General features: G+C 69.9%; 24 protein-coding genes. 10 read left to right on the top strand and 14 right to left on the bottom strand.

Translation table 11 applies throughout. The annotated features are described in order from the left end of the window. Nucleotides 1-258: 258 nt before the first annotated feature. From F7Q96_RS11710 to F7Q96_RS11700, 3 genes are all read left to right on the top strand, one after another. Entirely contained in the window at nucleotides 259-1167 is a 909-nt protein-coding gene (locus F7Q96_RS11710; protein ID WP_053824471.1) for a DMT family transporter, read from the top strand. Between the two features lie 217 nt (nucleotides 1168-1384). Continuing rightward, entirely contained in the window at nucleotides 1385-1825 is a 441-nt protein-coding gene (locus F7Q96_RS11705) for an HU family DNA-binding protein (protein WP_053824472.1), read from the top strand. 316 nt (nucleotides 1826-2141) lie between these two features. Beyond that, nucleotides 2142-3350: an MFS transporter gene (locus F7Q96_RS11700; RefSeq protein WP_053824726.1), complete on the top strand. Its 1209-nt coding sequence runs from the start codon at nucleotides 2142-2144 to the stop codon at nucleotides 3348-3350. On the opposite strand, the gene F7Q96_RS11695 is transcribed toward F7Q96_RS11700, so the two are convergent. Beyond that, complete coding sequence (locus tag F7Q96_RS11695; protein ID WP_082371890.1) at nucleotides 3347-3658, bottom strand: hypothetical protein; 312 nt, start codon at nucleotides 3656-3658, stop codon at nucleotides 3347-3349. The genes F7Q96_RS11700 and F7Q96_RS11695 overlap by 4 nt on opposite strands. A 281-nt stretch (nucleotides 3659-3939) precedes the next feature. Then, nucleotides 3940-4749, bottom strand: coding sequence for a GntR family transcriptional regulator (locus tag F7Q96_RS11690; RefSeq protein WP_082371833.1), 810 nt, complete (start codon nucleotides 4747-4749; stop codon nucleotides 3940-3942). A 111-nt stretch (nucleotides 4750-4860) separates the two neighbouring features. Between F7Q96_RS11690 and F7Q96_RS11685 the strand changes: the two genes are divergently transcribed. Together F7Q96_RS11685 and F7Q96_RS11680 are read left to right on the top strand one after the other, a co-directional pair. Then, nucleotides 4861-5703 carry an enoyl-CoA hydratase/isomerase family protein gene (locus F7Q96_RS11685; protein WP_226994992.1) on the top strand — a complete coding sequence of 281 codons (843 nt, stop codon included), beginning with the start codon at nucleotides 4861-4863 and terminating at the stop codon, nucleotides 5701-5703. 37 nt (nucleotides 5704-5740) lie between these two features. Further along, nucleotides 5741-6973, top strand: coding sequence for a CaiB/BaiF CoA transferase family protein (locus F7Q96_RS11680; RefSeq protein ID WP_151022674.1), 1233 nt, complete (start codon nucleotides 5741-5743; stop codon nucleotides 6971-6973). Between the two features lie 71 nt (nucleotides 6974-7044). Here F7Q96_RS11680 and F7Q96_RS11675 read toward each other — a convergent pair whose 3' ends face one another. The 3 genes from F7Q96_RS11675 to F7Q96_RS11665 are packed head-to-tail and all read right to left on the bottom strand — an operon-like array spanning nucleotide 7045 to nucleotide 12840. Next, nucleotides 7045-10176, bottom strand: a complete 3132-nt coding sequence (locus F7Q96_RS11675) for an efflux RND transporter permease subunit (RefSeq protein ID WP_053824730.1) — start codon at nucleotides 10174-10176, stop codon at nucleotides 7045-7047. Nucleotides 10177-10189: 13 nt separating this feature from the next. Then, on the bottom strand, nucleotides 10190-11371 hold the full coding sequence (locus F7Q96_RS11670) for an efflux RND transporter periplasmic adaptor subunit (protein ID WP_053824474.1): 1182 nt from the start codon (nucleotides 11369-11371) through the stop codon (nucleotides 10190-10192). A gap of 35 nt (nucleotides 11372-11406) precedes the next feature. After that, nucleotides 11407-12840 (bottom strand): TolC family protein, encoded by a 1434-nt coding sequence (locus F7Q96_RS11665; protein WP_390885729.1) that lies wholly within the window; start codon nucleotides 12838-12840, stop codon nucleotides 11407-11409. A gap of 307 nt (nucleotides 12841-13147) precedes the next feature. Here F7Q96_RS11665 and F7Q96_RS11660 point away from each other — a divergent pair, with 307 nt between their 5' ends. After that, on the top strand, nucleotides 13148-13912 hold the full coding sequence (locus F7Q96_RS11660) for a sulfite exporter TauE/SafE family protein (RefSeq protein WP_053824475.1): 765 nt from the start codon (nucleotides 13148-13150) through the stop codon (nucleotides 13910-13912). Between the two features lie 48 nt (nucleotides 13913-13960). On the opposite strand, the gene F7Q96_RS11655 is transcribed toward F7Q96_RS11660, so the two are convergent. Next, a complete protein-coding gene (locus F7Q96_RS11655; RefSeq protein ID WP_053824476.1) occupies nucleotides 13961-14581 on the bottom strand; it encodes a DUF938 domain-containing protein in 621 nt (206 codons plus the stop codon). Between the two features lie 131 nt (nucleotides 14582-14712). Between F7Q96_RS11655 and F7Q96_RS11650 the strand changes: the two genes are divergently transcribed. Together F7Q96_RS11650 and F7Q96_RS11645 are read left to right on the top strand one after the other, a co-directional pair. Continuing rightward, entirely contained in the window at nucleotides 14713-15327 is a 615-nt protein-coding gene (locus F7Q96_RS11650; RefSeq protein ID WP_053824477.1) for an IMPACT family protein, read from the top strand. Continuing rightward, nucleotides 15324-15668: a 2Fe-2S iron-sulfur cluster-binding protein gene (locus F7Q96_RS11645; protein ID WP_053824478.1), complete on the top strand. Its 345-nt coding sequence runs from the start codon at nucleotides 15324-15326 to the stop codon at nucleotides 15666-15668. Before F7Q96_RS11650 ends, F7Q96_RS11645 begins: the two co-directional genes overlap by 4 nt. An 11-nt stretch (nucleotides 15669-15679) precedes the next feature. Here the strand turns inward: F7Q96_RS11645 and F7Q96_RS11640 are convergent, their stop codons facing one another. The 4 genes from F7Q96_RS11640 to F7Q96_RS11625 form a co-directional block, all read right to left on the bottom strand. Continuing rightward, nucleotides 15680-16831, bottom strand: coding sequence for an extracellular catalytic domain type 1 short-chain-length polyhydroxyalkanoate depolymerase (locus F7Q96_RS11640; RefSeq protein ID WP_151022671.1), 1152 nt, complete (start codon nucleotides 16829-16831; stop codon nucleotides 15680-15682). A gap of 92 nt (nucleotides 16832-16923) precedes the next feature. Beyond that, entirely contained in the window at nucleotides 16924-17679 is a 756-nt protein-coding gene (locus tag F7Q96_RS11635; RefSeq protein WP_053824479.1) for a sulfite exporter TauE/SafE family protein, read from the bottom strand. A gap of 9 nt (nucleotides 17680-17688) precedes the next feature. Further along, nucleotides 17689-18051: an antibiotic biosynthesis monooxygenase family protein gene (locus F7Q96_RS11630; RefSeq protein WP_053824480.1), complete on the bottom strand. Its 363-nt coding sequence runs from the start codon at nucleotides 18049-18051 to the stop codon at nucleotides 17689-17691. Nucleotides 18052-18102: 51 nt separating this feature from the next. Beyond that, complete coding sequence (locus tag F7Q96_RS11625; protein ID WP_053824481.1) at nucleotides 18103-19260, bottom strand: cytochrome P450 family protein; 1158 nt, start codon at nucleotides 19258-19260, stop codon at nucleotides 18103-18105. An 81-nt stretch (nucleotides 19261-19341) separates the two neighbouring features. Between F7Q96_RS11625 and F7Q96_RS11620 the strand changes: the two genes are divergently transcribed. Both F7Q96_RS11620 and F7Q96_RS11615 read left to right on the top strand, forming a co-directional pair. Beyond that, entirely contained in the window at nucleotides 19342-20031 is a 690-nt protein-coding gene (locus F7Q96_RS11620; protein ID WP_053824482.1) for an ArsR/SmtB family transcription factor, read from the top strand. A gap of 67 nt (nucleotides 20032-20098) precedes the next feature. After that, nucleotides 20099-20602 carry a DUF6630 family protein gene (locus F7Q96_RS11615; protein ID WP_144425998.1) on the top strand — a complete coding sequence of 168 codons (504 nt, stop codon included), beginning with the start codon at nucleotides 20099-20101 and terminating at the stop codon, nucleotides 20600-20602. Between the two features lie 20 nt (nucleotides 20603-20622). Here the strand turns inward: F7Q96_RS11615 and F7Q96_RS11610 are convergent, their stop codons facing one another. From F7Q96_RS11610 to F7Q96_RS11595, 4 genes are all read right to left on the bottom strand, one after another. After that, entirely contained in the window at nucleotides 20623-21600 is a 978-nt protein-coding gene (locus tag F7Q96_RS11610) for a LysR family transcriptional regulator (RefSeq protein ID WP_151022669.1), read from the bottom strand. Between the two features lie 96 nt (nucleotides 21601-21696). Next, nucleotides 21697-22782 (bottom strand): Zn-dependent alcohol dehydrogenase, encoded by a 1086-nt coding sequence (locus F7Q96_RS11605; RefSeq protein WP_053824483.1) that lies wholly within the window; start codon nucleotides 22780-22782, stop codon nucleotides 21697-21699. 89 nt (nucleotides 22783-22871) lie between these two features. After that, entirely contained in the window at nucleotides 22872-24614 is a 1743-nt protein-coding gene (locus tag F7Q96_RS11600; protein WP_193392497.1) for an MBL fold metallo-hydrolase, read from the bottom strand. Between the two features lie 227 nt (nucleotides 24615-24841). Beyond that, nucleotides 24842-25846 (bottom strand): mechanosensitive ion channel family protein, encoded by a 1005-nt coding sequence (locus tag F7Q96_RS11595; RefSeq protein ID WP_226994993.1) that lies wholly within the window; start codon nucleotides 25844-25846, stop codon nucleotides 24842-24844. Nucleotides 25847-25928 lie beyond the last annotated feature (82 nt).

Genomic DNA, 25928 nt, shown 5'->3' with positions numbered 1-25928 from the left:
AGACCGGCGGAAAGCGGACATGGTATGCCCTAACGCTGCGCCGCCGTACTGATTTCGGTTGCACTCTGCGGTAACCGAGGTTGAATACGCCATCCCCGATCGGGGGTAGCACGCCGGTAGGGTTGCGAGCGCGCAATCCCCCTGCAAAAGCGGGGCCTGGCGCATGCGAACCCGCCGTTGGCGGCATAATGCGCGCTCCAGTGTCTACGCCACCGCGCCGCCGGCATCGACGCCTGCGCGCTCGCCCCCTCCTTTCGCATGCCCACCTCCCCGATCGCCGGCTCGCGCGCCGGCTGGCTGACCCTCTTCCTGCTGGCATTTCCGCCGTTGAGCTGGGCCGGCAACGCCATCGTCGGCCATCTGGCGGCCGGCGCCGTGCCGCCGATCACGCTCAATTTCCTGCGCTGGCTGCTGGCCGGGCTGCTGCTGACGCCGCTGGCGTGGAGCGGCGTGCGCGAGCACGCGGCCGCGTTGCGGCGCCACGCGGGACTGATCCTCGCCCTCGGCGTGCTGTCGATCGCCAGCTATAACGCGCTGCAGTATCTGGCGCTGACGACGTCGACGCCGATCAACGTGACGCTGATCGGCGCATCGATGCCGCTGTTCCTGCTGGCGGTCGGCGTGACGTTCTTTCGCGAGCCGGCCACGCGCAGCCATATCGCGGGCGCGCTGCTGTGCCTGGTCGGCGTGACCTTCGTGCTGGTGCGCGGCGAACTGGGCCGGCTCGCGCAACTCGACTTCGTGCCCGGCGACCTGTTCATGCTGGCGGCGACGCTGGCCTGGAGCGGCTATACGTGGCTGCTGCGCAAGCAGCGGCCGGCGCTGCCGCTGATCGTGCTGCTGTACGCGCAGATCGTCGCCGGCGTGGCGGTCAGCGTGCCCTTCGTCGCCTGGGAGCTCGGCATCGACGGCCAGGCCATCGTCTGGAGCACCAGGACGGTCGGCATCCTCGCCTACGTCGCCACGGTGCCGTCGCTGCTGGCGTATTTCGCCTGGGATCGCGCGGTCGCGCGTGCCGGCGCGCAGCTGCCGGTGTTCTTCGTCACGCTGACGCCGGCCTTTGCGGCGATCCTGTCCACGCTGCTGCTGGGCGAGTGGCCGAGCTGGTATCACGGCGTCGGACTGGCCGCGATCGTGGCCGGGATCTGGGTCGCGCAACGCCGCTGATCGGGGCACCGAATCGGAGCGCGCACGGCATCGCGACGGCGACGAGCGCGGGGATGGTGGCATCCGCGCGACACATTGCTTGGCCCAACCGCCAAATCACGCCGAAAACCCCTTGAAAATAGGCACCGTTCGCCCGTTTTGCTATTCTGTGCGCGGCGCTGCCCGGCGGCTTCCGACGGTACTGCGCTCCAACATTGAACCTGTTCACGACATCGATATGGCCACCAAAGCTAAACCGACCGCGAAGACTGCAGCAACCAAGACCGCCGCCAAGGCGCCCGCCAAGAAGGCCGCCGCTCCGGTGAAGGCCGCCAAGAAGGCAGCGCCGGCAGCGCCGACGCCCAAGCCGCTGAAGGACACCTTCAACAAGTCCAGCCTGGTGTCGCACCTGGTCGCGCAGACCGAGCTCGATCCGAAGACGGTCAAGACCGTGCTGGCCCAGCTGGAAAGCACCATGATCGGCGCGCTGAACAAGAAGGGCGCGGGCGAATTCACGCTGCCCGGCCTGCTGAAGGTCACCGCCGTGCAAGTGCCCGCCACCAAGAAGCGTTTCGGCAAGAACCCGTTCACCGGCCAGGAGCAGTGGTTCGCTGCCAAGCCGGCGTCGGTCAAGGTCAAGGTCCGCGCGCTGAAGAAGCTGAAGGACGCGGCGCTGTAATCGGCCCGCATCCCCGGCCTGCCTCGGCGCGATACGCGCCGGCACGCAAACCCTCGCCTCGTTGAGGCGAGGGTTTTTTATTGTGCGCACCGGGAACGCGGTTAGAATCGCCCCCGCTGCGTTCCTGACGTCGTTCTCGACAACGATGTTCCGGGCGGCGCGGCCGTAAGCGTTTACGTGAATCAACGCATCACCAGCGGCACCTGCGGCCGACTGGCGGTGTGCGTTGGCCGCTTGCGTCATTCCCTCGCGTCTGCGTCGTTTCCCGTCCGTCGACCGTTCCGGTGCCGCCCTCCCTGTGAAGGAGTGGCGGTCGATGTCGAACGTCCTGCAAGATTCTTCGCTGCGCCGGCTGGTCTGGATGACCATGGCGCTGTTTCTGACCTACCTCGCTGTCGCCATGGCGATGCCCGCCGTGGCGCTCCATGTCGCGCAGACCCTGGGCATGGGCAATGTCGCCTCCGGCCTGGCCGTCGGCATTGCCTTCCTGTCGACGATCCTGAGCCGCGGCTGGGCCGGACGGCTGGCCGACGAACGCGGCGGCAAGGCCGCGATGTTCCGCGGTCTCCTCCTGTACGCGCTCGCGGCACTGTTGTGCTGGTGGTCGTCGTTGCCATCGCTCGGCCACGGCACGGCCGCCTATGCGGTGCTGCTCGCGGGCCGGCTGCTGCTCGGGCTTGGCGAAAGCGCCGCGCTGGTCGGCATGCTCGCCTGGGGCATGGCGACGATGGGACCGGCGCGCTCGGGCCTGGTGATGGCGCTGGTCGGCACCGGCATGTACGGCGCCTTCGCCGCGGGCGGGCCGGTGGGGCTCTGGCTGCTGGAGCGCTGCGGCTTTGCCGGGCTGATGCTGGTCTGCGCCGCCATGCCGGCGCTCGGCGCGCTGATGCTGTGGCGAACGGAACCGGCTGCACCGCCGCAGACGGGACGCCGCCCGCCGTTCGTGCAGGTGCTGGGACGCATCTGGCAACCAGGCGTCGTGGTCGGCCTGCAGGGCATCGGCTTCGCCGCGCTGGGCGCCTTCTTCCCGCTGTATTTTCTGGCCAATGGCTGGCATGGCGCCGGCTACGGCCTGACCTGTTTCGGCCTGGGCTTTGTCGCGATTCGCCTGCTGTGCGGCACCTTGCCGGACCGGTTCGGCGGAGTGCCGGTGGCGCTGGCCTCGCTGGCGGTCGAAGCCGCGGGACAGGCGATGCTGTGGCTCGCACCCGGGCCCGGCGCGGCGATGATCGGCGCGTTGCTGACCGGCATCGGCTGCTCGATGGTGTTTCCGTCGATGGGGCTGGAAGCGGTCAGGCGCGTGCCCGCGCATCTGCGCGGTACCGCGATCGGCGGCTTCGCGGCGTTCCAGGACCTCGCTTACGGCGCGACCGGTCCGGTGGCAGGCTGGGTCGCCGACCAGTTCGGCCACGCGCAGGTCTTCATGGTCGGAACGCTTGCCGCCGCGCTGGCGGTGCTGATGACCTGGCGGCTGCGCGGCCGTTCATGCGCGCACCCGCAGGCCGATTCGTCTGCCGCCCCTTAGCGGGTCCAATACCCGGGGCGCCGCACGACATGCCCGTGCGAGTCCCGCACCCAGCGCTCGGGCACATAGCGGTGTCCCGGGCGCGATACGTAATGGCCATGGCCGTGGTGCGGTCGCGCATGGTAGCGATGGTAGTCGTGGCGATAGTCGCGGTGCCGCACATGCGGCGGGGCCGGACGATAGTGCTCGTGCCGATGGTAGCCATGCCGATGATCGTGGCGGTCCGAATGCGCCTGGGCGGGCGAGACAAGACCGAACATCGCGCCGGCGGCCAGCGTTCCGAGTGCGATCAGCAATTGGCGAGTCATGTTTTTCTCCTGATGCGCTGCCCGGCTTGGCGGCGCGTTGAACATGGCTCGACTGTAGCGATGCGGAACGGTCCTGGACGGATGCAGTTGTAAGCCCGTCTCACAGGCGGGCAGACCGCGGAGACTGCCGTGGATACCCTGGCGGCGAACCGCCGCGCCCTTGCCGGCGCGGAAATAGCGGCCCTTGTACCGCCCCGCCCGGCATGCGGCCCCGCTGCGGTCACCGCCGGGCGCGCACCGGCCACGTAATGCGGCGTTACAGCCGAAATAACTGATTGCGACTATCGCGCCGCCGCGGCCTCGCGCTCACGCGCCGCGCGCATCGCCACCGCCTTCTTCTGCAGCGCGTGCTCGCGCATCAGCGTCTCGACCATGGCGCCATCGCGTGCCAGCAGCGCGGTGACGAAGCGCTGGTGGTCTTCCACGCCGTGGGCCCATTCGTCCCGGTCCTGGTTCGAACGGAAGCGCAGGTTCTGCACGCGCAGATTGAGCCGGCGATGGGTGTCGGCCAGCGTCGGGTTATGGGCGGCGGCGCTGATCGCCAGATGGGTGCCCATGCTGGCCTCGTAGTAGGCGTGCAGATCGCGGGCGGCGTAGGCATCGAGCATCGCACGATGCAGCCGGGCAATCTGCGCGAGCTCCTCGTCGCTGGCCTTCTCGGCGGCCAGCCGTCCGGTCAGTCCTTCCAGCACCGCCAGCACGTCGAACACATCGGCGACGTCGCGCTCGGACATCGCGATCACCTGCGCGCCGCGCTTGGGCAGCAGCATCACCAGGCCGTCGGCGGCAAGGATCCGGTAGGCCTCGCGCAGCGGCGTGCGCGAGACGCGCAGCCGCTCGCACAGGTCTCGCTCGTTGAGCCAGACGCCGGGCACCAGCGTGCCGTCGATGATCAGTTGCCGCAGGCGCTCGGCCACGACGGCGGCCAGCGTCGGATGCGCGATCGCGAGCGGGTCGTCGCCGTCCGCGGACACGGACGCCGCGGCGGCGGCTCCGGTACGGCGGCCCCGTTCCCCGCCGGCGCGTGCCGGCGGCAGGTCGGGGGCCAGCGTTGCCGGAGACTGTTCCGGCGCGGTTTCCGGGTAAACCATGGGCGATGCGTCCTTTGTGCGAGCGTTGATTTGGGATATGGTATACCAAATCAACGCTACGGCAAGACGCCATGCGCCGAGCCGCCAGCCAACCCCCCAGGAGCGCCTTCGATGACCGTGACGCCCGCTTCCGCTTCTCCCGACTCCCGCCCGGACTCGCACCAGGGCAACACCGACGACAGCCCGGTGCTGACGCTCCGTGACGGCCCGATCGCGACCGTCGTGCTCAATCGCCCGGCCAAGCTCAACGCGATGACGCTGTCGATGTGGCAGCAGCTGGGCGAGGCCTTCCGCGCGCTGTCCGCCGACGACGGCGTGCGCTGCGTGATCGTGCGCGGCGCCGGCGAGCGCGCCTTCTCCCCCGGCAACGATATCGGCGAGTTCGCCCAGGCGCGCTCGAACAAGGCGCAGGCCACCGCCTACGGCAAGGTGATGCACGCCACCGCGCAGGCGCTGCAGGACTGCCGGCATCCGGTGGTCGCGCAGATCCACGGCATCTGCGTCGGCGGCGGACTGGAGATTGCCGCGATGGCCGACATCCGCATCTGCGGCCAGGGCAGCCGCTTCGGCGCACCGATCAAGAACCTCGGGCTGGCGATGGCCCATGCCGAGATGGCGCCGCTGATCCGGCTGATCGGCGAGTCGCGCACGCTGGAGCTGCTGTTCGAAGGCAGGATCATCGGCGCCGACGAGGCGCATGGCATGGGGCTGGTATCGCGCGTGGTGCCCGACGACCAGGTCGCCGCCGAAGCGGCCGCGACCGCCCAGCGCATTGCCAGCGGCGCGCCGCTGGTCGCACGCTGGCACAAGAAGTTCGCGCGCCAGCTGGCGGCCGGCACGCCGCTGGGCGAGCGCGAGCGCGACGAGGCATTCGACTGCTTCGACACCGAGGACTTCCGCAGCGGCTACCGCGCCTTCCTGGCCAAGCAGACGCCCGAGTTCCACGGCCGCTGAGCGGCCTCCACCTCGAAGGACAGCGATGGCAACCCCCATGCATTCCGAACGCACTGCGCAGGCCGGCGCCCTCTCCGGCATGCGCGTGCTCGAGCTGGCCCAGATCATGGCCGGCCCGACCTGCGGCATGATGCTGGCCGACCTCGGCGCCGACGTGATCAAGATCGAGAAGACCGACGGCGGCGACGATGCGCGCGGCTATCGCGATCCGCGCATCAACGGCGTGTCGGCACCGTTCCTGATGCTGAACCGGAACAAGCGCGCGATCGCGCTCGATCTGAAGACGCCCGAGGGCAAGGAGGTGCTGCTGCGGATGGTCCGCGACGCCGACGTGCTGATCGAGAACTTCCGCAAGGGCACGCTGGAAAAGCTCGGGCTCGGCTACGACGTGCTGTCGGAGATCAACCCGGGCCTGATCTATTGCGCGATCTCGGGCTATGGCCGCACCGGCCCGGCCGCCGACAAGGGCGGTTTCGACCTGATCGCGCAGGGCTATACCGGGCTGATGAGCATCACCGGCGAGGAAGGCGGTCCGCCGCTGCGCACCGGCAACTCGATCGCCGACATCAATGCCGGCATCCTGGCGGCGGTCGGCATCCTGGCCGCCTATCAGCACAAGCAGAAGACCGGACGCGGCCAGATCGTCGAGACCTCGCTGATCGAGGCCGGACTGCAGCAGCTGTACTGGCATGCGGCGATCCATTTCGCCACCGGCGAATCGCCGGGGCCGAGCGGCTCCGCGCATGTGCTGGCGACCCCGCACCAGGCCTTTCCGACGCAGGACGGCCACATCATCGTCGGGGGTGCCAACGAGAAGAACTGGGAACGGATCGCGCAGGTGCTGGGCCGGCCCGAATGGCTCACCGATCCGCGCTATCGGCTGAACTCGGACCGCATGCGCCACCGCGACACGCTGCTGCCGGCCATGGCCGAGATCCTGCGCACGAAGCCGTCGGCCGAATGGCTGGCGGCGTTCGACGCCGCGGGCGTGCCGGCCGGACCGGTGCATTCGATCGGCGAGGCGCTGTCGCATCCGCAGACGCTGGCGCGCGAAATGGTGGTCGAGCAGCAACATCCCGTGGCCGGGCCCGTAAAGACCATCGGGCTGCCGATCAAGCTGTCGGAGACGCCGGCGCGGTACGTGCGGCCTTCACCGCGGCTGGGGGAGGATACGCGGGCGTTGCTGGCGGAATGCGGGTATGGCGAAAAGCAGATCGCCGAAATGCTGCGGGCCGGCGTAGTGAGGGACGTTGCGAGGGCCGAGGGATAACGGGCGTTGTTTGCCCTCTCCCCCTCACGGGGGAGAGGGTTGGGAGAGGGAGTTGGTTTTACAGCGATCCTTCAAACCACCGCCGCGTCATCCCGCCGAACCTCCACGGCTTCCCCCTCCTCCTCCGCCGCCTCATCCGGCCAGCTGCGGCCGACCATCCATTCGTACAGCGTCGGCAGCACGATCAGCGTCAGCACCGTCGCGGTGATCAGCCCGCCGATGATCACGATCGCCAAAGGCCGCTGCGTCTCCGAGCCGATCGCGCGCGAAACCGCCATCGGGAACAGGCCCAGCATCGCCAGCAGCGCGGTCATCAGCACGGTCCTCAGGCGGTCCATCGACCCGGCCAGCACCGCCTGGCGCAGCGGCAGCCCCTGCTCGCGCAGCTGGTTGAAGTAGGTCACCATCACCACGCCATTGAGCACCGCCTGGCCAAACAGCGCGATAAAGCCGATCGCCGCCGACACCGACAGCGGAATGCCGGTCAGGAACAGCGCGAACACGCCGCCGACCAGCGCGAACGGGATGTTCGACAGGATCAGCGTCGCGCTCTTGAACGACTTGAACGCCTGGAACAGCAGCAGGAAGATCAGCAGCACCGACAGCGGCACCACGATCGACAGCCGCGCCATCGCGCGCTGCTGGTTCTCGAACTCGCCGGACCAGCCGATCTTGACGTCGTCGGCGCGCACGTTCTTTGCGACCAGCGCCTGCATGTCCTTGACCACGCTGCCCATGTCGCGGTCATGGATGAAGACGCCGATCGACGTGGTGCGCTGGCCGTTCTCGCGGCTGATGTTCATCGCGCCGGACGCCGCATGGAAATGCACCAGCTGCGACAGCGGCACCTGCGCGCCCTCGGCGGTCTGCATCAGGATGTTCGGCAGGTTCGGCAGCGCGCGTTCGCCGGGCGCCAGCCGCACCACCACGCTGAAGTGCTTCTCGCCCTCCCACAGCTCGGTGGCCGCCTTGCCGGCGAGCGCGGTTTCCATCAGGTCCTGCACGTCCGCCACATTGATGCCGTAGCGCGCCGCCTGGGCCCGGTCGAAGTCGAGCAGATACTGCGGCAGCTCGCCGTCGCGGTCGATGAAGGCCCGCATCACGCCGGGGACGGTCTGCACGTTGGCGAGGATCTGGTCGGCGACGCGCTTGTTCTGCTCGAGGCTGTCGCTCTGCACCTTGATGACGATCTGGCCCTTGATCTGCGAGATGCTCTCGAGGATGTTGTCGCGCACCGGCTGCGAGAAGTTCGGCTCGATGCCGGGCAGCTTGCGCAGATTGGCGTTGATCTCGCCGATGATGCGGCGCTTGTCGAAGCCGCGCCGCCACTGCGCTTCCGGCTTCAGGTCGACCAGGATCTCGACCGTATTGATCAGCTTCGGATCGGTGCCGTCGTCGGGCCGCCCGACCTTGGAGATGGTCGACTTGACCTCCGGCGTCTGCCGGATCGTCCGGCGCAGCCGGGCCGCCTGCTCGCGTGCCTCGTCGGTCGATACCGAGGCCGGCAGGTCGAAGCTGACCCACATCGCGCCCTCGTCGAGCTCGGGCAGGAATTCGCTGCCGAGCAGCTTGCCGACGCCGGCGGTGACCACCAGCAGCGCCACCGCGCTGGCGACGACCGCGCGCTTGTGGTCCAGCGCCCACGCCAGCATCGGCGCATAGGCGCGCTTGCACAGCCGCACCACCGCGTTGTCGTGGTGCGCGATGTCCTTCTTCAGCAGCAGGTAGCACAGCAGCGGCACCAGCGTCAGCGACACGATCAGCGACCCGACCAGCGCGCCCGTCACCGTGTACGCCATCGGCGCGAAGATCTTTCCTTCGTGGCGCTGCAGCGTGAAGATCGGCAGGTGCGCCGCGATGATGATCACCATCGAGAACACCGTGGGGCGGCCGACCTCGGTGGTCGCGCGCGCGATCGCCTGCAGCCGTGCGCGGCTGTCGCGGATCTTCTGCTCCTTCAGCTCGCCGAGGCGCTTGAAGATGTTCTCGACCACGATCACCGCGCCGTCGACGATGATGCCGAAGTCCATCGCCCCCAGCGACAGCAGGTTGGCCGGAATGCCGACCCAGGTCAGGCCGAGGAACGTCGACAGCAGCGCCAGCGGAATCACCAGCGCGACGATCGCCGCGGCACGGACGTTGGCCAGGAACAGGTACAGCACCGCCATCACCAGCAGCGCGCCCTCGACCAGGTTGCCGAACACCGTGTGCAGCGTCTTGTCGATCAGGTCGGCGCGGTCGTAGTACGGCACGATCTCGACGCCGCGCGGCAGGATCTGCTCGTTGAGCTGGGCGATCTTCGCCTTCAGCGCCGTCAGCACCTCGGACGGATTTTCGCCCTTGCGCATCACCACGATGCCGGAGACGATGTCCTCTTCGTCATCCTGCGCCATCAGGCCCTGCCTCGGCGCGGCGCCGACGCGCACCTCGGCGATGTCCTTGACCAGGATCGGCGTGCCGTTGACCTCCGAGACCACCACGTTGGCGATATCGGCCGAGCTGCGGAAACTGCCCAGCGAGCGCAGCAGGAACTGCTGCCGCCCCTGCGCGACCGCGCCGCCGCCCGCGTTCGAGTTGCCGCGCTGCAGCGCCTCGAACAGCTGCGCCAGCGAGACATGCGCGTCGCGCATCCGCGCCAGGTTCGGGTTGACCTCGTACTGCTTGATGGTGCCGCCGATCGTCACCAGGTCCGCGACGCCGGGCACCTGGCGCAGGTTCTTCTCGACCACCCAGTCCTGCAGCGTGCGCAGCTCCTGCGGCGTATGGCCCTTGCCCTTCAGCCGGAAGCGGTAGATCTCGCCGATCGCGGTCGACAGCGGGGCCAGGTCGGGCTGCACGCCGTCGGGCAGATCGACGCCGCGCAGGCGCTCGATCACCTGCTGGCGCGCGGTGACATCGGTAGCCTTGTCGTTGAAGGTCACCATCAGATAGGACAGGCCAAACTGCGTGTGCGAGAACACCCGCACCGAATTGGGCGTGCCGGCCAGCGCGGTCTCGATCGGGATCGTGACCTGGCGCTCGACCTCTTCGGCCGCGCGGCCCGGATACAGCGTGATCACGTTGACCTGCACGTCCGAGACATCGGGGAAGGCCTCGATCGGCAGGTTCTTGAAGGCCGCCAGGCCGCCGGCGACGAACAGCGCCAGCCCCATCCAGACGAACAGCTTCTGGTGCAGCGCGAAATGGACGATGCGCGAGATCATGCCGCGGCCGCCCTCATCGAGCTTGCTGGCGCAGCGCGGCCTGCGCCGCGCTCGCATCGCGCAGGATGTCCTGCAGATAGAGATTGCCTTCGGTCACCACCTGCATGCCGGCCTCGAGCCCGGACACCACTTCGGTGACACCGGGCAGGCTGGCGCCAATCTTGACCTCGCGGCGCTCGAAGCGATGCGCATCGACGCGGACGAACACATAGTGATGGTTGTCGGCGAGGAACACCGCCCTGGCGGGCACCGCAATGCCGTCGAAGCCGGCGGCCTCGATGCGCGCGGTGACGAACATCTCGGCCTTGAGCTTGCGCTGCGGGTTCGGCACCGACAGACGCACCTTGATGCTGCGCGCGGCGGGGTCGACGTAGTCGGCGATCTTGACGACCTTCGCCGGAAAGGACTCGCCTGGATAGGCGGTCGAGCTCAGCGTCACGCTGCCGCCCGTGCGGAACAGCGCCAGATCGGCCTCGGCCGCGTCGAGCTGCGCCCACAGGTCGGCGGGATCGGTCAGCAGGAACAGCGGCGCGGCTGGCGGCTGGTCCGGCCGCAGCTGCATGCCAGGGTTCAGGTTGCGTTCGACCACCAGGCCCGAGATCGGCGCGCGCAGCGCGAAGCGATCCGGCGCGCCAACGCCCACACTCCCCGGCTTGCCCAGTTCACCGCCGACCTGCCGCAGCGCCGCCTGCGCACGCTGCAGTTCGGCACTGGCGCGCGCGGCCTCGGCCTGCGCCTGCTCCAGGTCCTTCTGCGCGACGATGCCGGCACCATACAGCTCGCGTTGCCGCGCCAGCCCCTTGGACGCCAGTGCGGCATCGGCGGCCGCCTTGCGCGCGTCGGCCTGCGCCGCGCCGAAGTCGGGCGAGGACAGCAGTGCCAGCGGCTGGCCCGCGGCGACGGTGGTACCGGGCTGCACCAGGATCTCGGCGACGCGGCCGGCGAACGGGCTGGTCACGCGCACGGTACGGTCCTCGTTCCAGACCAGCCGGCCGGGCAGCGTCAGCACGCGTTCGGCGCCGCGCCGCACCGGCTCGGCGGAAACGCCGGGCAAGGACTTGACCGTATCGGGGAAGATGATGGCCGCACCTTCGACGCGCGGCGACTCGGACTCCGGTTCGGCCTTGCGGCCGCATGCGTTCAGGCCCAGCAGGGTGCCGAGCAGGACGATCGTCAACAGGGAACGGAGGGTCATGGCGACGGGGATCGGGAATGCCGGACGATGTCCGGCTAGTGGACGGAAAGGTAGGGAGCGACGTCCTGCAGCGGCAGGTCGGCAGGGCCGGCCGCGGCCCCGGCGAGCGGGCCATCTGCGGTGCGCGTGGCGGCCTGATAGGCGGACAGCGCCTTGGCATAGGCGCCCCGCGCCTGCACAGCATCGAGGCGCGTCTGCCGCAGCGCGCGGCGTGCATCGAGCAGCTCCAGCACGCCGATTGCGCCCTTGCCGAACGCGAACTCGGCATCGGCGGCGACGCGCTCGGCCGCGGGCAGCACCGCCTCGTCGATCTGGCGCAGCGAGTCGCGCGCGGCATCGAGCGCGGTGCGCAGCCGGCCGACCTCGTTGCCCGCTGCCAGCAGCACGCGGTTGCGCTCGTCCAGCGCCGCGTAGTAATCGACCTCGGCGCGCTGCGCCTCGCCGCCGTAGCTGTGGCGGACATACAGCGGGATGCTGACGAACACGCCGAAGCTGTTGCCGCTGCCCTGCTGGTTGGTGGCCGAGACCGGATAGCGCTCGGCCTGCGCGCCGACCGTCACGTCGGGCACGCGACCCGCGCGCGCCAGCTCGCGCGCGGCCGCGGCGGCCTGCAGACGTGCCTGCGCGGCGGCAACATCGGGCCGCGCCTGCAGCGCGTGCTCGTCGAGCGTGGGCACCGGCTCGTCAAGGCCCGGCCACTGCGGCGACAGCGCGACGTCCTGCAGCGTGCCGCCGATGCCGATGCGCTGCGCCAGCTCGGCCAGGTCGCGCTGATGATCGGCGCGGGCGTCGCGCAAGTCGGCGCGGGCGCGCAGGCCGTCGAGCTCGAGCCGGGTCACGTCGGCGCGCGACAGGTCGCCGGCCTTGTAGCGGATCTGATTGGCCTGCTGGGCGCGCTCGTACAGCGCCAGCGTCTGCGCCAGCACGTCGACGCGCTGCTGGCTGACCGCCGCATCGAAAAAGGCCTGTTCCAGCGCAGCGATCTGCTGCACGGTGGCCGCCTGCACCTGGCGGCCAGCGGCCTCGTTGGCCGCCTGCGCCGTCCTGACCCGCAGGCCGGCCTTGTTGGCGGTCTCGATCACCTGGTCGATGCGCACCGTCGAGTCGACGGTCTTGTTGCGCCAGCTGCCGGCACCGACGCCGGCGTGCGGGTTGATGTTCTCCACGCCCACGCTCAGCACCGGGTTCGGACGCTGCGCGGCGATCTGGATGTCGGCCTCGCTGGCCTGCACGGCCCGGCGTGCGGCGATCAGCTCCGGATTGCAGCGCAGCGCGAGCGCGCGCGCCTCGGACAACGTCAGCGTCGCGCCGGCGCCGGGCGCGCGGCATTCGCCGTCCGGCTGCGTTGCGACGGCAGTGGACGGCGGCGCAGCGGCGGCGAAGCGGGCCGGCGCGCCCAGCAGCAGCGAGGCAGCGATCGCCGCGAGCAACAGGCGGAGATGGGCACAGCGATGACGACGGACATGCACGATGACAGGCTCGATTCAGGCAACGCAGACACGAAGCGCGCCGGTGCAATGCCGGCGCGACGCGACCGTGCGGCCGCCGCTGCTGGCGCTGTTGGCGCGCTATCGGCGGGGCCTGGCACGATCTCCGGCGGCATTGGAGCGAAACGGGATTTCAATCGGCTTTCAAGTTCTTGACGATTAGCTTGCAGCGCGCGATTCCGAGGGAATGCCCTGAGATCGGCCGTGTGCGCCGTGCGTCCATGTTTTATGATCGATACCTTTGTGCGAGGCGCCGCGGTGGCGCCCGCCACGCCAACCTCGACCGACGATGCCCGATATTCCGCTGCTCCCCGCACTGTTGACGTTTCTTCTTGGCGGTGCGCTCGGCGCGGTCGGCGGGCTGTTCGGCATCGGCGGCGGCCTGATCGCGATCCCCGCGCTGGGCCTGCTCTATGGCATGGACCAGCAACTGGCGCAGGGCACCGCGCTGGTGATGATCGCCCCCAATGTGCTGATCGGCTTCTGGCAGTACCGCCGCCGCGCCGATATCGCGCTGCGTACCGCGCTGGTGCTCGGCCTGTCCGCGGTGCTCGCCACCTATGTGGGCGCGCGGCTGGCGACGGAGATGGACGCGGTGCTGCTGCGGCGGATCTTCGCGCTGTTCATGATCGGCATGGCCGCCTATTTCCTGTGGCGGCTGTTGCCCGGACGCGCGGTCACGGCCCAGCAGCAGCGGCTGTCGCCGCGCTGGATTCCGGCGGTCGGCGTGGTCGGCGGCGCGATGTCCGGGTTCTTTGGCGTGGGCGGCGGCGTGGTCGCGGCGCCGGCGCTGGTCGGCCTGTTCGGCTTTCGCCAGGCGGCGGCCCAGGGGCTGGCGCTGGCGCTGGTCACCCCCGGTGCGGTCGTCGCGCTGGCGACCTATGCGCAGGCGCGCCACGTCGACTGGGCCAGCGGCATCCCGCTGTCGCTGGGCGGCATGCTGACGATCTCGTGGGGCGTCGCGCTGGCGCACCGGATGCCCGAACGCCAGCTGCGCGCGTGGTTCTCGGCCTGCCTGATCGCGATCGCGGTGGTGATGCTGGTGCGGGGCTGACAGCCTGGTGCCGGAGGGTGCTCGGCGTGATGCGCGGCCGCGCTCGCGCTAGTTCTTGCGGAACACCACGCTGAAGTTGTTCGCCGGCATCGGCACCGCTTCCTCGAAGCGCAGCCCGACGCTGTCGCCCAGTGCTATCACCGCCTCCATCTCCCGCACGCCCCAGGACGCATCGCTTGCGCGCAGCTGCTCGTCGAAGATCGCGTTGCTCGGCGACGTGTGCTGGCCGTCGCGACGGTAGGGTCCGTACAGGTAGAGCACGCCGCCGGCAGGCAGCAAGCGCGCGGCGCCGGCGAACAGCGCTTCGGCGGCCCGCCACGGCGCGATATGGATCATGTTGATGCAGACCACGGCATCGGCATGGTCGATGCCCCAGTCGGCCTGGCCCACGTCCAGCGCCAGCGGGTCGCGCAGATTCGGCAAACCCGCCTCCGCTTTCCACGCCGCAATCGAATGGCGCGCCGCCGGATCCGGGTCGCTGGGCTGCCAGACCCATTCCGGATTGGCCGCGGCGAAGTGCCTGGCGTGCTGGCCGGTGCCGCTGGCGATCTCGAGAATGGTGCCGGCCGGCGGCAGGACGCGCCGCAGCACCTCGAGAATCGGTTCGCGGTTGCGCTCGGCGGCGGGGGCGATGCGGCGGTGGTCGGGATGGACGTGGTCAGGCGGCATGGGTATCAGTCGATCAGGCAGCCGGTTCGAACGGCGAGGCTGACAGCCTACCAGCAACGGGCTCTCCGTCGAGCCGAATCGCCACTGCGATACACTGGCCTCGCCGTTGCCATTTCCCCGCTGTCGCCGCCTTGCCCACGTACACCCTCTCCTCACCCGTCCACGCCGAGCTCGATATCCGCAAGAGCCGCTTTCTCGCCGTTGCCGTGCCGGTCGCCGATCGCGACGAAGCGATGCGGGTCGTGCAGACGCTGCGTGCCGAGCATCCCGCCGCCACGCATGTCTGCTGGGCGCTGCTGGCCGGCGGACAGTCGGGCATGTCGGACGACGGCGAGCCGTCGGGCACCGCGGGGCGGCCGATTCTCGAAGTGCTGCGCCATCACGAGCTCGATGGCGTGCTGGCCGCGGTGGTGCGCTACTACGGCGGCATCAAGCTCGGCGCGGGCGGACTGGTGCGCGCCTATACCGATGCGATCGCCGCCGCGCTGAAGACCGCCGAACGGGTCGAGCGCATCGCGTATGCGAGCTTCGCCGTCGAGGTCGACTATGCCGACGAGGCACGCGTGCGACGCTGGCTCGAACAGACCGGTCACACGTTGGCCGACAGCGCCCATGGTTCGACGGTCAGGCTGATCGTCACGCTGCCCGCCAGCGAAGTCGAAGCCGCGCAGATGGCGTTGCGCAATGCGACACATGGCCGCGCGCAGTTTCCGCGGATGGATCAGGACAACGAGGGACGCCGATGAGCGAGGTGTCCAGCGAGCCGACGAGCAAGCCGACGAGCGAGCCGAACGACGCGCCGCCGCTGCGCGTGCGTATCGCCCCCGCGGGGCTCGAGTTCGCCGCCGAGCCGACGCAATCGATCCTGGAAGCCGCCTTGCGCGCCGGCATTCGCCTGCCCAGTTCCTGCCGCAACGGCACCTGCCGCGCCTGCCTGTGCCGGCTGGCATCCGGCAGCATCCGCTATCGGATCGAATGGCCGGGATTGAGTCCCGACGAGAAGCACGACGGCTATCTGCTGCCCTGCGTGGCCTGCGCGCAATCCGATGTCGAAATCGTCGCGCCCGGCGCGCGGCGGCAGGACTGAGCGAGCCACGCTCAGGCGACCGCGCGCCGTCGTACGGGTGCCGGCGCGACCGCGGCAAAGAACGCCCATGCGATCCGCAGCGCATCGGGTCCCGCCGGATCGGCATAGGCCTGGCTGGCCGCGCCACCGCTCCACGCATGGCCCAGGCCGTCGACACGTACCAGCCGGATATGGAGCCCGCCGTCGCGGCGCCAGTCATGCACCACGACCGGTCGGCGCTCGCCCCGCCGCAGCACGCGCACCGACGGCTGGGCCGCCGCGGCCGGCAACGCGCCCGGGGTCGACAGCGACAACCACAGCGTCGCGCTGGCGATCGCGTTGTCGTAGGCGACCACACGATCGGCATCGCCATGGATCAGCAGCAGCGGCGGCGGCATCCTGCCATGCAATTGCAGCCGCAGCGCCTGCAGCTGCGCGGCCGTGTGTCCGTTCAGCGAGCCGCGCATCACGCGGCCTGCCTGCGTGGCATTGCGGGCCAGATGCGGGGCCGCTCCGGAGTGCGAACCCACCGCGACGAAGCGGTCGGGATAGCGCAGCGCCAGCATCAACGCCATCGCGCCGCCGGCGGATAGTCCCAGCAGATGCACCCGCTCTGGCTGCACCGGATGCATGCGGCAGACATGGTCGATCATCCCCATCAGCAGGCCGGCCTCCGCCGCGGCCTGCGCCTCGCCCCGGAACCAGTTCCAGCAGCGGTGCGCATTGGCGCGCGAGGACTGCTCAGGCAGCAGCACGATGCAGCGGCGCGCCCGCGCCAGCGCCGCCACGCGGGTGCAGGCGGCAAAGCTGGCGGCATCCTGCCCGCAGCCATGCAGCAGCACCAGCAAGGGCGCGGGCCGCGACGCGCCGACTCCCGAAGGAATGAACAGCCGATAGTGGCGCTGCGCCAGCGGCCCGAAGCCCCAGATGCCCTCCAGCCAGCGGCCGCCGCCGCGGCTCGCCGGCGCCGGCACCGGCGAGGCGACACCGGACAGCACGCGCCGCGCTTCCTTGCCCTGATGCGCGGCCTGCGTAACGGAGTGCGCGACCGTATTGGCGACGGTGCGCGCTACCGATTTGGTGACGTTGCGCGCGACCGCGCGCTGCATCTGCTGCATCTGGCGGGCAGCGGTCTTGCCAAGCTTGGCCCACGGATTGACGGTGCGGCGGCGTTGGGTCGGCATCGGTCAGCCTTGCAAGTTGGCCCGTGGAAAGGTCCACGGCTCGGAAGGCCATTATGCGGCATGCCGATCGCCGGCCCCGGGCAGCCGCCCGGTCAATGCCAGCCGCGCCAGGCCAGATCCGCCCCGAGCAGCAGCAGCCCGATGAAGAACAGCCGCCGGAACAGCGCCGCGCTGATCCGATTGCGCAGCTTCTGGCCCAGCCACATGCCGGCCAGCGCGGGAATCAGCGTCGCCAGCGAGGCGCCGAGCACCGGGGCCTGCCCCAGTACGCCATGCATCAGCAGATTGATCGCCAGCGCCACGGTCGATACGGTGAACGACAGGCCCAACGCCTGCACCAGTTCCTCGCGCGCCAATCGCAGCCCCTGCAGATACGGTACAGCCGGAATCACCAGCACGCCGGTCACCGCGGTGATCGCGCCGGTGGCCAGGCCGATCAGTGGCGCCAGCCAGCGCTCATGGGCGGCAGGCACGTTCAGCTGCCACGACGACAGCCCGACGGCGGCATAGGCGATCAACGCGATCCCGAGCGCCGCGGTGGCCTGCTGCATCGCCGACGGCGGCGCCAGCGCGCCGGCCACCAGCGTGCCCGCCACGATGCCGAGCAGCATCGGCCAGAGCCGCATCATCAGCGCGCCGAAGCGCGGGCCGGCGGCCAGCTGCACCACATTGGTCACCATCGACGGCGCGACCAGCAGCGCAGCAGCCTGCATCGGCGGCATCACCAACCCGAGCAGGCCGACGGCGACCGTCGGCAGGCCCAGCCCGACCACGCCCTTGACGAAGCCCGCCAGCAGGAACGTCAGGCCGATGAACAGCGCTTGTGCGACCAGCGTATGGGAATCCATGCCGGGCCCTCACTGACCGCCAACCGCGGCATCGTGCACGGCACGGCTGTCGCCCGGTGCCTGCTCGCGTCGATGCATGCCATAGTCACGCAGCACCTGCGCGACCCGCAGCCGGTAGTCGGCGAACACGCCGCCGCGGCCCGCGGCCTGCGCATGGCGGTGCTCGACCGTATTGCGCCAGGCCTGCACGGCCGCCTCGTCGCGGAAGAACGACAGCGACAGCACCTTGCCCGGCGTGCTCAGGCTCTGGAAACGCTCGACGGAGATAAAGCCGTCGATCGCGTCGAGCGTGGGGCGCAACTGCGCGGCGATATCGAGATAGGCATCCTTCTGCCCGGGGGCGAATTCGACTTCAAAGATCACGGCAATCATGGGGCTCCTCATGGAAATCGTGGCGGTCATCGGAATCCCGGCAGGCGGGCATCACAGGAAATGCGGGATCCGCGCGTTCAGCGACGGCCGATAACGATACGCCTGGGCCAGCACGGCAGGCTCGATGCCGCGCGCCAGCAGCGCGGCGACGGTCGCTTCGGCCAGCGCCGCGGCCAGCGCGTCGCCGGGACATCGATGCGCGCCATGGCCGAAGGTCCAGGGGCGCTCGCCGCGCTTGCCCGGCGTATTGACCGAAGCCGAGACATTGTCGATCCGGACCTCCGACGCAGCGGCCGCGGCCGCGGCAAGCAGTACCAGGATGCCGTCGCCGCGCCGCAGCGGCACGCCGCAGACGCGCGCATCCTCCGCCATGAAGCGGCGTGTGTTGTGGATCGGCGGATCGGCCCGCAGCACTGTTGCCACCGTGGTGGGCAGATCGTCGGCCGCGGCGGCATCGTGCGCGAGCCACAACAGCGTATTGCCGATCAGCCCGGCGGTGGCCTCGCAGCTCTGCACCATCAGGCCGAGCAGGTTGGCGGCGATCGCGTCGTCGTCGACACCGGCGGCGCGTGCCTCTGCGCACAACGCCTTTGCCCACGGCGTGTCGGCACGCAGCGGCAGTGTCTGCAGCGATGCCGCCGCCTCGATGCCGGCCTCGATCTCGGCCGGACCCGCCAGCGGCGACATGGCTGCGGCAAAGCTTGCGATCTGCGTGGCGATCCGGCAGCCGGTGACGTCGTCATCCACGGCAGTGAAGCCCAGCAAATGCGCGATGGCGATCACCGGCAGCGCACCGGTCCAGCGGTTCGCGGTCGCCGCGTGATCGTCCGTCACCGGCAACAGACGCGCCGATGCCGATGCGGCCGCGCGCACGTCCTCCGGATCCAGCGTCGCCAGTTGCCGTTGCAGCACCGCCTTCAGCGGCGCATGGCGCTGGCCGTCGTTCATGCGGATCAGCCGCGCGAACAAGGTCCCCGCCGGCGACTGCGCGAGCGGCGGCGGCACCGGCTGGCCCGGCGGCCGCACGCGGCACGCCGGATGCGACAGCACCGCCGCCACTTCGGCCGGGCCCGCGGCGACCCACAGCATCAGCATGGCGTCGCGGTGAAACGGCTGCTGCCGGGCGAGTTCGCGATAGTAGCGATAGGGGGCGCGATGCGTCACTGCCGCCAGCGGATCGGGGGGCGGCGTTGTCGGGTCCGGGATCATGGGATGGACGGCAAGAAGGCAAGGTTGATATCGGCAAGTATCGGCCTATACTGCGATCGTTGTTTCACCGTGGAATGAACTATGGAATACGCTCCCAGCATCAGTCAGTTGGCCGGCCTGCTGGCCGACCCGGGCCGCGCCGCGATGCTGTGGGCGTTGATGGATGGCAGCGCAAGACCGGCCGGCGAGCTCGGGCTGATTGCAGGGCTGTCGGCCTCGTCGACCAGCGGCCATCTGGCTCGGCTGGCAGAGGGCGGCCTGCTGGCGGTCGAGACGCATGGCCGCAATCGCTATTACCGGCTGGCCGCGCCCGAGATCGGCGTCGCGATCGAGGCGCTGGCCGCGGCCTCGCAGGCAAGCCGCCCGCCGCGCCTGCGTGCGGTGCCGCCATCTCGCACCGCGCCGGCCACGCTGCGCCACGCGCGCACCTGCTACGACCATCTGGCCGGCGAGCTGGCGGTCGACCTGTTTGCGCGGATGACGCGTTCGGGCTGGATCGTGGTGCGGGACAGCGCGGTGGAACTGTCCGAGCACGGCGCGCACGGCATGGTGCAGCTCGGCGTGGACCTGGATGGCGCGCGCCGCAAGCGGCGGCAGTTCGCCTGCACCTGTCCGGACTGGAGCGAACGCAAGCCGCATCTTGGCGGCGCGCTGGGCGCGGCCATGCTCGATGCGATGCTGCAGCGGCGCTGGGTCGAGCGCACCCCGTCGTCGCGCGCGCTGCGGGTCACGCCAAGAGGGCTGCGCGAGATCGGCCAGCTGGCGGACTAGGTTCGGCAGCCGATCGGCGGATCGGGCCGGCACACTGGCTTGGCATACGGAAGCGGGAGGACTGGGCGTGAATGGAGTAATCGACGACGAGTCGCGCCAGGCGGTCGAACGGCTGCTCGGCATGATCAACTTCGACGATGGCGCGATGGTCGAGAAGCAGCTGGCGCTGCTCGACGAAGCGCTGGAGGAAGCCGACGATACGGTGGAAGGCGCCGAACTGCTGTCGGTGGTGCAGGACGTGGTCGACTGGGAAGCGGGTTTCCAGGTGGAACAGCATGACACCGCGACCTTTATCGACTGCATCAACCAGCTGGCGTTGCGTGTGGACGTGGTACTGGATTGGGGCGTAGACGACCCCGACGACGAGGACTTCCTCGGGAGCACCAGCGTGCCCGAGCTGATGGAGCAGGCTTACGAGCAGTTGCGCACGGCCGGCTACACGCTATGGCACTGGGAGATCGGTTCGGGCGTCTACGCGGGCTGGATCGCGCGCGCCGAGGACGATGACGAGATCCTGGCGATCGGCGAAACGCTGGACATCGAACTGCGGACCGGCGATCAGCCGTTCTGAGCGGGCCAGCTGCCGCTGCATCAGGCCTTGAGGTTGTCCCTGGGTTCGGCCCTGGGTTCGGCCCTGGCCTCCACCTTTCCCGCGCGCCGCGCCCCACGCGCGGGCGCCGCGGCCCCGACCGTGTGCTCCATCACGTCGAGCAGCGCCCGCACCGCGGCCGGCATCAGCTTGCGCGCGGGCATCAGCACGTAGACCTTCAGCGGCGAGGACGCATAGGCCGGCAGCACGCGTACCAGCTGGCCCTGGCGCACCTGCTCGTCGACGAACTTCGGCGACAGGCGCGCGACGCCGAGGCCGTCGGTCGCGGCCTTCAGCCGGATCTCGGCGTTATGCGTGCGAATGCGCGGATCGACCGGCAGCACGGCCACTTCGACGCCGTCCTGCACGAATTCCCAGCGCCGATCGTCGGCATTGCCGATCACAGGCCAGCCGTTCAGATCGCCTGGGGAGCGCGGCAGACCGCGCGCCTGGATCAGCGATGGCGCGGCATAGAAAGCGCGCTCGACCAGCACCACGCGCTTGCTGGCAAACGAGCTGTCGTGCAGCGTGGTGTTGGTCATCACGAAGGCAAGGTCGTAGCCGTGCTTGAGCAGATCCGGCTGGTCCCAGGTGACATCGATCTGCACCTTCAGGTTTGGATGCAGTGTCAGCAAGCGCGACAGGCTCGGGGCCAGATGCTGCGAGCCGACCTCGTACGGCGTGGCGATCCGCAGCGTGCCGCTGACCTGCTCGCTGGCCGAGGCCGCCTCGGCGCTGATCTCGCGCAATGCGGCGAAGTGCGGCGCGACGCGTTCGTACAGGCGCTGGCCCTGTTCGGTCACGCGCACGCGGCGCGTGTTGCGCTCGAACAGCCGTCCGCCGAGCTCCGCTTCAAGCCGGGCGATCGCCGCGCTCGCGGACGACTTCGGCACCTCGGCCAGTTCGGCCCCATGCGTGAAGGTGCCTGCCTCCACCACGCGGCAGAAGATTTCCCAATCCTTCCATTCGATCGTCTTCATCGTCTCGTTCGCCGGCGCCTGACGGATGCGGCGCGCGGGCGGGATTTTCCCACAGCGCGCGCGCCATCGCTGGATCGCGGCGCGCCCGCCGCCGGACTAATGCTCGAACAGGATCACCGAGCGCGCCAGCTCGCCCCGCCGCAGTTCGTCGAAGGCCTCGTTGATGCGCTCGAGCGGCAGCCGCTGCGCGATCAGCGCATCGAGCTCGAGACGGCCCGACAGATAGAAGTCCACCAGGCGCGGCATGTCGATCGGAAAGCGATTCGAGCCCATCATCGAGCCCTGAATGCGTTTCTCGGCGAGAAAGTCGGTGCCCTTGAGCTCGATCTTGACGCCGGGCGGCAGCATGCCGATCACGGTGGCGGCGCCGCCCCGGCGCAGCATCGCGAACACCTGCTCCGCCGTGGCCTTCAGCCCGATCGCCTCGAACGCGTGATGCACGCCGCCGCCGGTCAGCGTGCGCACCGCGTCGACCGGCTCGGCCGCGCTGGCGTCGACCACATCGGTGGCGCCGAAGCGGCGCGCCAGTTCCAGCTTGCCGGGCAGGCGGTCGATCGCGATGATGCGGCCGGCGCCCGCGAGCGCGGCGGCGTTGATCGTGGCCAGGCCGATGCCGCCGCAGCCAATCACCGCGACCGTTTCGCCGGGCCGCACGCCGGCCGTATGCGCGACCGCGCCGAAGCCGGTGGTCACCGCGCAGCCGATCAGTGCGGCGCGGTCCAGCGGCATGTCGCGCCGGATCGCGACCAGCGCATGCTCGTGGATCAGCATCTGCTCGGCGAAGGCCGACAGGTTCAGGAACTGGTTCATCGCCGCGCCGCTGGCGCGCAGCCGCGGCGCTTCGTCTTCGCGGCGGCGCGTATCGGGCGCGACGCACAGCGACAGATGGCCGCTCAGGCAGTGCTCGCAGTGGCCGCAGTAGGCCGACAGGCAGGTGATCACATGATCGCCGGGCTTGACCGTGCGCACTTCGGCGCCGACCTGCTCGACCACGCCGGCCGCTTCGTGCCCCAGCACCACCGGCATCGGGAACGGATAGGCGCCGTCGAGAAAATGCAGGTCCGAATGGCAGACGCCGACCGCCGCGGTACGCACCAGTACCTCGCGCGGGCCGGGCTTGTCGATGGCGAGGTCTTCGATGACCAGCGGGGTCCTGGGCTGATGCAGCACGGCAGCTTTCATGGTGTCTCCTTGTTCCGCTTGTTGGGCTATCGGGGAATCCACTGCGATGTTGCGCGCGCCGGCGCATCGGCCAGGCCGGGGAGCGGCCCTTACTGCAGCATGCGCCAGTCGCCCTGCGCTTCCTGCGCCTGTCCGTCGGCCTGCAGCTTCAGCAGATGCGCCAGCAGCGAGCGCTGCGCGACCGGCAGCATGCGTGGCGGCACGTCGTCGTAGACCCGCGGCAGCAGCGTTTCGATCGGCGCCGGTCCCAGCTCGCGCAGCGCATTGACGACCTTGGCCTCGCGATGCTGGCGATGGCGCATCAGCAGGCGGATCGCCTCGCGCGGCCGCGGCATCAGGAAGCCGTGGCCCGGCGCGAGCCATTCGAGGTCTTCGTCCAGCAGCGCGGCCAGAGAGGCCAGATAGGCGCGCATGTCGCCATCGGGCGGGCCGATCACCACGGTCGAGCCCTGCATCACGTGGTCGCCGGTAAACAGCAGCTTCTCCTGCTCGAGCAGGAAACACAGATGGTTCGACGCATGGCCCGGGGTATGGAGTACACGCAGCGTGATGGCGTCGCCCGGTAGATCGATGTCGCCCAGTACGATGCGCTCGCCGTGCTCCAGCACACGGTCGGGCGCAAAGGTCGGGTCCTGCCGCTCGGGCCGGTTTGCCAGGCGTCCCAGTACCTGAGCCCCGGTTGCCTCGCGCAGCCGTACCGCGCCCGGCGAATGATCGATATGCGTATGCGTGGCCAGAATCCAGCGGATCGGGCCGGGCGCGGCGGCCAGCACCGCGCGCTGATGCGCCTCGTCGTCGGGGCCCGGATCGATCACCGCCCATTCGTTGCGCTTGCCGCCGCCGACAAGATAGGTGTTGGTGCCGGGGCCCGTCATCGCGTTGCCGTTGTCGGCGGTCACGCGCCAGACGCGGTCGGACAGCCGCACCGGCACGCCCGGTTCGAGCGCATAGCGGCCATGGCCGGCCCCGTCCGGATCGATGCGCGCGATCTCGGCATAGGGAGGCTCGTCGGGCTGTACCGGGCGCACGCCCTTGGGGCCATTGGCCAGCCGCGGCATGATCAGCGCGATCTCGCGCAGCCCCTGCGCGTAGTCGAAGCAAGCTTGCGCGGTGGGGAAATGCGCGATCGACGCCAGCATGCGGCGCGTCACGTTGACCAGCGTCATGCCGCTGTCCGGCGCGATCGCCTCCGACGGACGCACCCAGCGATGGTCGACCGCCTCGACGCCGTCGTGCATCGCGCTCTGGCCCGGCGGCAGCACCGCGACGAAGAAGCGCGTGTCGAAACGCTTGGGCAGGCCCGGCGGCGTCAGCCAGTGGCTGATATAGGCCATCTTGTCCATCGCCAGCCGCAGATCGAAGCGGCGGCACACCTCGGCGATGCCCGGGCCGCCGTAGCGCACCGCCTCGCGCAGCCAGGCCAGCTGCGCGTCGTCGAAGCGTTCGAGCGCCACCATCTCGCCGTCGCGCTGGTAGGCGAACAGCAGGCCCGCCTCCTCGCAGCATTCGCGCACCGCGCACAGGTAGAAGTCCAGTCCCCCTGCGGGCAGGCGCAGCCGCGCGCTGGCGGCGGCATCGTCGAGCCCTTCGCACAGGCCGTGCAGCTGGTTGTCCTGCGGATCGAGCGTGCCGCCGGGAAACACGTAGGCGCCGCTGCTGCGATCGTCCTGGCGTTCGGGTCGGCGCACCAGCAGCACTTCCATGCCGGCCGCGCCGTCGCGCAGCACCAGCACGCTGGCCGCATGGCGCAGCGACGGCGGGCGCGGGCGCGCCGCCGGCGCAGCAGATGGGGCGCCGGCGGCGGCGTCCGGAGTGGGGTTCGATGGATTCATACGGATTGGAACGGATAGGCGAGAGGCGCGCGGAAACCGCTTGAATGCGGTGCGGGCCGTCATCGGATCGCCCTAGTGTAAGGGCAAGCGTCGCGGCGGTCATGGCGCACTGCGCCAGGGAAGCGGCAGCGCTGTGCGGTCACCGGCCGCGGCACGCGCCATGCAGGCGAGGCCGGCCCCGGCCCGTCGTCCCGCGAAGGCAGGGACCCATTGGCCCTGGCCGGCGATCAGAACGCCGGCGACGAGGCGGGCGGCCCGCTGGTGTCCGGGTTGCCAGGGCTGCCGGCCGCGCCGGGCCGTACCGAGCGCGCCATCCGCGCCCGATCCTCGGCGGCCTCGCGTCGTTCGGCTTCCCGCTTTTCGTTCCCGGTCCCGGCCTCGGCGGCGACATCGCCGCCTGCCTGCTTGCTGTCGTTGATCCGCTGTCGATAGAAGCGCCGGATGATCTGCTGCGCCACCGGCAGCCGCCCGCCCACCGGCGCGGGGAAACGCACGATCGCATCGAGCCGGTCGGTGCCAACCGGTTCGAACATCACGCGCGGCGCGAACTGCGACAGGTCCAGGAAGCGCGTATCGCCATAGCGGCGCAGGCTCTGGCCCGCGGCCTCGAGAAACGGCTCGCAGGCCTGCTGGGCGATGTCCAGCAGTTCCGCCTCGATGCGGTCCGGGTCGCACTGCGCGGCCAGCGGAATGCGCACCGTGTCCAGCGTGTATTTGCCCGCCTGCGAATGGTTGCGCACCGCGACGGTCAGCAGCAGGCTGTTGGGCACCTGCACCGTGAAGCCGGTGAACTGCCGCGTCGGCGCGACCTCGACCAGCGTGGTCGTCAGCGCGTCCATGTCGATGACCTCGCCGGCGTACTGGCCGATCTCGACCAGATCGCCGAGCTGGAACGGGCGCGCGATCATCCGCATGAACGCGCCGAGGAAGCACATCACCAGTTCCTTGCCGGAGATCATCAGCGCGGCGGCAAAGGCGGCCAGCGAGATCGCGACGCTCTTCAGTTCGGAGACCCAGATGCCGAGCAGCAGCAGGAAGGCCACCGCGCCGATCAGATTGCGCGAGGCCACGGTCCAGGTGCGATAGCTGCGCAGATTGTCGCGGTCCGCCAACTGACGCGAGACGAAGAAGCGGTTGCTCAGCTTGACCAGCAGCACGCCCATCAGGACGATGAGCACGCTCAGCACGATATGCAGCAGGATGCTGTCGTTGAAATCGAGGTTCAGCTTCATGGTGTCGGGACCGCGGCGCATCGGGGCACCGCCAGGCCACGCGGGCAGGGAAGCCACGATTCTACCGAGTTGGCGGCCCGGC

The organism is Cupriavidus gilardii (assembly GCF_008801915.1).
Classification (GTDB): domain Bacteria; phylum Pseudomonadota; class Gammaproteobacteria; order Burkholderiales; family Burkholderiaceae; genus Cupriavidus; species Cupriavidus gilardii.
This window is presented reverse-complemented; position numbering and strand designations above follow the sequence as displayed.